The sequence below is a fragment of the Pantoea sp. SIMBA_079 genome (genome assembly GCF_046940275.1).
In the GTDB taxonomy this organism is placed as follows: Bacteria; Pseudomonadota; Gammaproteobacteria; order Enterobacterales; family Enterobacteriaceae; genus Pantoea; species Pantoea borealis.
In genome coordinates, this window is the sequence record NZ_JAWRYR010001046.1 from 1 (window position 1) to 228 (window position 228).

The 228-nt window shown below is 69.3% G+C and carries 1 protein-coding gene; it reads left to right on the forward strand.

What is annotated here, in order from left to right; translation table 11 throughout:
• On the forward strand, positions 1-228 hold a 228-nt coding region (locus SB719_RS23115), incomplete at both ends, for a class I SAM-dependent methyltransferase (RefSeq protein WP_412160185.1).

A 228-nucleotide genomic window follows, 5' to 3' on the forward strand; every position in this document is an offset into this window, starting at 1 on the left:
GGCATCCACCGGGCGTGGAAGCGCTATTTCGTCGCGACCGCGCAGGTCAAGAAGGGCGACCGTGTGCTCGACCTAGCCGGCGGCACCGGCGACATCGCGGCGCTGCTGAAGGACCGGGTCGGCGATTCCGGCGAACTGGTGCTCGGCGACATCAATGCCGCGATGCTGCGCGTCGGCCGCGACCGGATGACCAACCGCGGCCAGGTTCGCGGCTTCGAGTACGTGCAG